Consider the following 1,963-nt stretch of genomic DNA (forward strand, 5'->3'; position numbering starts at 1 on the left):
TTGGGAACCAAGTGCTCGTATGCTTTCAGACAAACATGCAATAACTCCTGGTGCGTCAAGCCCTTCAGTTATTTGAAAAGCTTTTTTGCGGTCTTGATCGGTCTGCTGCCAAAGACAAAGCCAACCACTTAGTCAAAAGTAGAATGCATCGCTATCCAGTCCAGCATTTAGATTTTTTTGGCAACAAAGCTACAGAGTTCATCAATTTTAATGAAGGAGTAGTTATTAGTTTTGGTTGGGTAGCTGTTAACTGCTCCGCAGCCTGAACAAACCAGCGCGAATCTGGTATGCGCTGCACTCCGAGGATTCTGCCAATGGCTCTGAGCCCCAATCCTTCAGGGCATATTTGAGCCGGCACTTTGAAGATTTGGATTCTTACCCCTTTCGCAGTTTCTGAAGAGTTCGTTGGCAAGCTCAGCAGCAGGAAAGTTAACCCTTCAATTCTTACGGAGTAGGATGTAGTCAGGATACACGCAGTAGGGACATTGAATTAATAGATCTCTAATTTTAAGAGATTATTCATATATTTAAACTATGCAATTGCTTTAACTTTTTTTATTCAATTGTAATATAAATTGATTTTCTTGATTCGTAAGTTAATTGTGTTAAATAAATTTTATCTTTAAAGATCTATCCTTGTTTATCTAGTAAATAATGCCGTGAATTTTGATTGTTTTCTCCAAGCCAGATAAAGTAAGGATGCCACTAGAATTGATGCTTCGACAATTCCTCTCTGATCTAAGAATAAATTATACAAGAATATATTGATTACTATTGGTGACGCCATGACAATAGCAATTGTAGTATATAAATTAAATAGGATCAAACCACCTATTATGAATTCAGAAATTTTTACAAGTGGGAACATATATCCTGTTGCATCTAATCCACTCATAAATAATGAGCAAGGTTCGCACTCGAATTTCTGACCGCCAGGAACAAAGTCAAAAAAACCGTTCAGACCACCGACAATCATAAAAATTGAACCAAATAATACTCTCGACAGGATTTCACCATATTGATATTTATCACCAATTATTTTTTTATCATGAGCCAAAGAATTATAAAGTATTCCATATGCTATACAAGCGAAGACACCAGCAATAATATAGAATGCAGAACCTTCTTTAAGATAGTCGATAAAACTACTAAGAACTGACGAAGTGAAATATGAATCGTTCATTCAAACCTTTAAAAGAATTAATTGATCAAATTATTTAAGTCAAAAACAATTAATATTTGATCTAGCAATTTAATGAAAATCTATACTGTCATATTATTTACTATTTACTTACAAGCAGACTTAACTATTTCTTTCTGGTGCAGTAGTAATTGCTTTAGCAAGATTTCATAATATTTCTCAGTATAAATTAAATATTAATATTTAGAATTTTTGAATAGATTATCAGATGTATTCTTAAAATTAACTTTAAAATTTTAGTTAGGCCTAAGAATTGAGATTTTTAACCAAGATGGTCTGACACATGATCTGATCATAAAAAAAGTCTAAAGAATCTTCAATCGGCAAATTTAAATTTGATTTGAAGATGCTATCGAAGAAAAAACTTTATTAGAAACAGATTCCTAGTGCCCAGGCTCAAATTCTCCCCAAAAGTCATATTCTTTGTCAGAATTTACGATTTAAAAGAAATACAGCTAGTGGAAAGCTTTGAAAGATTAAGGAATTCTATTTATTGACTAAATTCTTTAATTGGAAATAGGTCAAGCTATTGATGACAGAGGAGAAAAAAATTTCAGTCAAGGTGGGAAAGTGACTAGGGCAGTAAGAATAAACTGCCCCAATAATACAAGTAAGTTTATGATATCAAGGGAGATGAGTGGAGCGAGAAACGGGGTTCGAACCCAGTAGATGTATACCTTTCCTATAGTTTATTTTGACCATATAAACAATTGTTATTCCTTTTTATTTACAATTTTGCACCTTGATATATATTTCTAATCT

At 33.0% G+C, this 1,963-nt stretch carries 1 protein-coding gene; it reads right to left on the reverse strand.

Annotation, left to right across the window (positions count from 1 at the left end):
• Positions 1-640: 640 nt before the first annotated feature.
• A complete protein-coding gene (locus P8O70_01275; GenBank protein ID MDG2195515.1) occupies positions 641-1,183 on the reverse strand; it encodes a hypothetical protein in 543 nt (180 codons plus the stop codon).
• Positions 1,184-1,963 lie beyond the last annotated feature (780 nt).

It is taken from the genome of SAR324 cluster bacterium (genome assembly GCA_029245725.1).
Classification (GTDB): domain Bacteria; phylum SAR324; class SAR324; order SAR324; family NAC60-12; genus JCVI-SCAAA005.

Bases quoted from the DNA above. Each gene is read 5' to 3' on its own strand.
- P8O70_01275 (MDG2195515.1), bottom strand. From the start codon at position 1,183: ATGAACGATTCATATTTCACTTCGTCAGTTCTTAGTAGTTTTATCGAC.